This is a genomic window from Rhizobium sp. Leaf453, assembly GCF_001425605.1.
Taxonomy (GTDB): domain Bacteria; phylum Pseudomonadota; class Alphaproteobacteria; order Rhizobiales; family Rhizobiaceae; genus Pararhizobium.
In genome coordinates, this window is record NZ_LMRG01000021.1 from 1 (window position 1) to 4715 (window position 4715).

6 protein-coding genes are annotated in these 4715 nt (G+C 57.2%); 2 read left to right on the forward strand and 4 right to left on the reverse strand.

Translation table 11 applies throughout. The features are described 5' to 3' along the window. From ASG68_RS30810 to rpsL, 4 genes are all read right to left on the reverse strand, one after another. On the reverse strand, positions 1–99 hold a 99-nt coding region (locus ASG68_RS30810; protein WP_141681087.1), incomplete at its 3' end, for a GTP-binding protein. A 72-nt stretch (positions 100–171) separates the two neighbouring features. After that, a complete protein-coding gene (gene fusA / locus ASG68_RS18140) occupies positions 172–2271 on the reverse strand; it encodes an elongation factor G (RefSeq protein ID WP_062582686.1) in 2100 nt (699 codons plus the stop codon). Between the two features lie 29 nt (positions 2272–2300). Then, positions 2301–2771 (reverse strand): 30S ribosomal protein S7, encoded by a 471-nt coding sequence (gene rpsG / locus ASG68_RS18145; RefSeq protein WP_062582688.1) that lies wholly within the window; start codon positions 2769–2771, stop codon positions 2301–2303. A 79-nt stretch (positions 2772–2850) separates the two neighbouring features. Then, a complete protein-coding gene (rpsL, locus tag ASG68_RS18150; protein ID WP_003507760.1) occupies positions 2851–3222 on the reverse strand; it encodes a 30S ribosomal protein S12 in 372 nt (123 codons plus the stop codon). A 568-nt stretch (positions 3223–3790) separates the two neighbouring features. Between rpsL and ASG68_RS18155 the strand changes: the two genes are divergently transcribed. Then, on the forward strand, positions 3791–4087 hold the full coding sequence (locus ASG68_RS18155) for a hypothetical protein (protein ID WP_062582690.1): 297 nt from the start codon (positions 3791–3793) through the stop codon (positions 4085–4087). A 107-nt stretch (positions 4088–4194) separates the two neighbouring features. Further along, positions 4195–4659 carry a hypothetical protein gene (locus ASG68_RS18160; protein WP_062582692.1) on the forward strand — a complete coding sequence of 155 codons (465 nt, stop codon included), beginning with the start codon at positions 4195–4197 and terminating at the stop codon, positions 4657–4659. Positions 4660–4715: the final 56 nt, after the last annotated feature.

Below are 4715 nucleotides of genomic sequence, written 5' to 3' on the forward strand. Positions count from 1 at the left end.
CGTGATCGCTGCCGTCAGCGACGTCTTGCCATGGTCAACGTGGCCGATCGTGCCAATGTTGACGTGCGGCTTGTTGCGCTCAAATTTGCTCTTTGCCATTTCCGGCTCTCCGTTTTTTGATCCCCATCAGGGGATAATTCTCTTGTTTCTGTCAGATGGCAGTCGTTCCGGTCACTTCTGACCGGAATACTTTGCCTGAATTTCAGTCGCGACGTTCGACGGGACCGGCGCGTAGTGATCGAAGGTCATCGTGTACTGGGCGCGGCCCTGCGACATGGAGCGCAGGTTGTCGACGTACTTGAACATGTTGGCCAGCGGAACGTTTGCGCTGATGACCACGGCGATACCACGGCTTTCCTGACCCTGGATCTGACCACGGCGGGAATTGAGGTCACCGATAACGTCACCGACGTAATCTTCCGGCGTTACCACTTCGACCTTCATCATCGGCTCAAGCAGCTGGGCGCCGGCCTTCTTTGCAGCTTCACGGAAGCAAGCGCGGGAGGCGATTTCGAACGCGAGGACCGAGGAGTCAACATCGTGGAAGGCACCGTCGATGAGCGTCGCCTTGACGCCGAGCATCGGGAAGCCAGCCAGCGGACCGGAGGACAGAACGCTTTCGATACCCTTCTGAACGCCCGGGATGTATTCCTTCGGAACAGCACCGCCGACGATCTTGGATTCGAACTTGAAGTCTTCGCCATCCGGGTTCGGTTCGAAGACGAGCTTGACGCGCGCGAACTGACCGGTACCACCGGACTGCTTCTTGTGCGTGTAGTCTTCTTCGTGCTGGCGCGTGATGGTTTCGCGGTAGGCAACCTGCGGAGCACCGACGTTGGCTTCAACCTTGAACTCGCGACGCATGCGGTCAACGAGAATGTCGAGGTGGAGTTCGCCCATGCCGGCGATGATCGTCTGGCCGGATTCCTGGTCGGTCTTGACGCGGAACGACGGGTCTTCGGCAGCGAGGCGATTGAGCGCGAGGCCCATCTTTTCCTGGTCGCCCTTCGACTTCGGCTCGATCGCGATCTGGATGACCGGCTCCGGGAATTCCATGCGCTCAAGGATAACCTGCTTCAGCGGGTCGCAAAGCGTGTCACCGGTGGTGGTTTCCTTAAGGCCAGCGAGCGCAACGATGTCGCCTGCAAAGGCTTCTTCGATGTCTTCACGGGAGTTCGAGTGCATCTGCAGCATGCGGCCGACGCGCTCGCGCTTGTCCTTGACCGTGTTCATGACCGACGAGCCCTTTTCGAGCTTGCCCGAATAGATGCGGGCGAAGGTCAGCGAACCGACGAAGGGGTCGTTCATGATCTTGAACGCAAGCATCGAAAGCGGCTCGGCGTCGTCAGCATGACGCTCGATCTCGGCTTCGGTCTTGGCATCGATGCCCTTGATCGCCGGAATGTCGAGCGGCGACGGCAGGTAATCGACGACGGCGTCGAGCAGCGGCTGAACGCCCTTGTTCTTGAAGGCGGTACCGCAGAACATCGGGTGGAACTTGACGTCGATCGTGCCGCGGCGAACGAGCGCACGGATCTGATCGTTGTCCGGCAGATTGCCTTCCAGATAGGCTTCGGTCGCGGCTTCGTCGATCTCGACAACGGTCTCGATCAGCTTTTCGCGATATTCTTCAGCCTTGGCCTTCATGTCTTCTGGGATTTCGACGACGTCCCACTGGGCGCCGAGCGACTCGTCACGCCAGATCAGAGCATTCATCTCGATCAGGTCGACAACGCCCTTGAATTCCGTTTCAGCGCCGATCGGCAGCTGCATGACGACAGCCGTCGCGCCGAGACGGGTCTTGATCATCTCGACAGAGCGGTAGAAGTCAGCGCCCGTCTTGTCCATCTTGTTGCAGAAGATCATGCGCGGAACGTTGTACTTCTCAGCCTGACGCCAGACGGTTTCCGTCTGCGGCTCTACGCCGGCGTTTGCATCGAGAAGAGCGACAGCACCATCGAGAACGCGCAGCGAACGCTCGACTTCGATGGTGAAGTCGACGTGGCCGGGGGTGTCGATGATGTTGAAGCGGCGCATCTTGCCGTCACGGCCCTTCCAGAAGGTCGTGGTCGCAGCGGACGTGATCGTGATGCCACGCTCCTGCTCCTGCTCCATCCAGTCCATGGTGGCGGCGCCGTCATGAACTTCGCCAATCTTGTGCGACTTGCCCGTGTAATACAGAATCCGCTCGGTCGTCGTGGTCTTGCCGGCGTCGATGTGCGCCATGATACCGAAATTGCGGTAGTCTTCGATTTTATATTCGCGAGCCATAGTGACTGCCTTTCGAAATTGTACGTCGATTACCAGCGATAATGCGAGAATGCACGGTTGGCGTCAGCCATCTTGTGGGTGTCTTCGCGCTTCTTGACGGCGCTACCACGGTTGTTCGCAGCATCCATGAGTTCGCCGCAGAGGCGATCGATCATGGTGGTTTCGTTGCGCTTGCGGGCAGCAATGATCAGCCAGCGGATGGCAAGAGCCTGGCGGCGCTCGGGACGAACATCGACCGGAACCTGGTAGGTGGCACCACCGACGCGGCGCGAACGCACTTCAACGTGCGGAGCGATGTTGTCGAGAGCGGAATGGAACACGGTAACCGGCTCCTGCTTCAGCTTCGCCTGAACCGCATCGAAGGCACCGTAAACGATGCTTTCCGCGACCGACTTCTTACCATGAAGCATGATTGCGTTCATGAACTTGGTGACGACCAGATCGCCGAACTTCGGGTCCGGATTGATCTCGCGCTTTTCTGCACTGTGACGACGTGACATTGATTTTGTCTCTCAAACTAGAACTGGCGCCTTAACACGCGGAGAACCTCGCGCAGCACCTTAAATTGTGAAACCCGAATTACTTCGGACGCTTCGCACCGTACTTGGAGCGGCGCTGCTTGCGGTTCTTGACACCCTGGGTATCGAGAACGCCACGGATGATGTGGTAACGAACGCCCGGCAAGTCCTTGACGCGGCCGCCGCGGATCATGACCACGGAGTGCTCCTGAAGGTTGTGACCTTCGCCCGGAATGTAGCCGATGACTTCGAAGCCATTGGTCAGACGGATCTTGGCAACCTTACGCAGAGCCGAGTTCGGCTTCTTCGGGGTCGTCGTGTAAACGCGGGTGCAAACGCCACGCTTCTGCGGGTTTTCCTGCAGGGCAGGAACCTTATTGCGCTTTACCTGTGCCTGACGCGGCTTACGGATCAGCTGGTTTACGGTAGGCATATAACCATCCCTTACAAATGTCTCATTACCCTTGCGGGCGGATCAATGCCGTCGCCGGCGGTTTCGAACGCTTTCAAATGCGCAAAACGAGGACCAATCCGCCTTTCGGCAGATGGCCCGTAAAGAGCAGAGGACGCAATAGTTTCAGCGTCTTGCGTACAGCATTGTGGTCTTCAGCGTGCGTTTCGAACCTTGTTTGAGGCGAACTCCAGAACATGACGTCCCGAACCAGCCAGCCTCACATAGGCTCCGATGCGGCGGGGTGTACTGATTTCGGGGTGTCCCGTCAAGGGGAATTAACAAATAATCTTGTCCGCACAGGACTGACAAGCCTGCAAAACAAGGCTTTGGCGGGCGGTGCCGGGGTCCCTGCCCGCGCCGCTCGCATGAATCGAACAGGCACTGCGTTCAACTTAAAGAATCATAAAGCATTTCCACAATCCAGCGCAATTTTCAGGAATCGCGCCCTGCCATTCACGATTCGTCACGATCGGCCGCTTTTTCCCATGTGCTGCGATGCAATACGCTATAGGGTGAAAACGTACATCATTCGAAAGAGGACATTGCCATGACTGCCATTCCGGACAACGACAACAAGCTCGACGGACCGATGATCTTCATCATCATTGGCAAGGCCTATGAGCAGAATGGCGACAAGGAAGGCGTGGACATTCACGTGATGCTGCGCGCACCTGATGACGATAGCGCCGTGCGTGAGGCACTCAATGCCCTAGCTGAAGAAGGCTTCCTCGAGGCAGATCTCGACCAGATCGGAACGCTCGAAGGCGAACCGGATGAAGAGCCGCATGCCTCCGCTTACCAGGGCGCGCTCAACGGCGAGGTCGCGATCATCAAGTTCGGCTGATCTGCGCAGTTGCGCGGCACTACGCTTGATCACACTCTGCATCCTCGCATTAAGCTTTTCTTTTGCAACTGCACATAGCCTCTCAATCGCCGTTTGGGAGGCCGTCCATGAGCGATGACAAAGAGGAAATAGGGGAACTTGATTGGATATCGCTCGATATCGTGATCGGGTGCCTCAAGCTGGCGGCGATCCTGACTCCTGTTTGGTTGGCTCTCTTGTCTTTGGTCGGCGGTAGCGACTGTCGCAATGATTGCGCAGTCGGTATGGGCATGGCTTTCATCGCGCTTCTTGGTGTCGGCCTTTATATTCTGCCGATCGGACTACCTGTTGTTTTCGGCCTTCTCTATTTCTGGACTCGCGGAAGACCCGTGCAACTCATCGGCGGGATTGTCTTCATTCCAGCGCTGGCTGGGGTCTTCTGGGGTTACCTCACTATCCGCGAGATCATCCAATCATCGAAGGATGCGATCTTATCATCCGAGATCGAGGCGGCAATCCGCCCGGAATACCTCAGCCGGACAATTTCCAAACTGAAGTGCACCCCGTTTCACCGGACATGTCGGCTAGTTTGATTTAGCCCTGATGAACTGCCGAGGGGAAGCCATCTTGAGCGCGGAATGAGGATGGA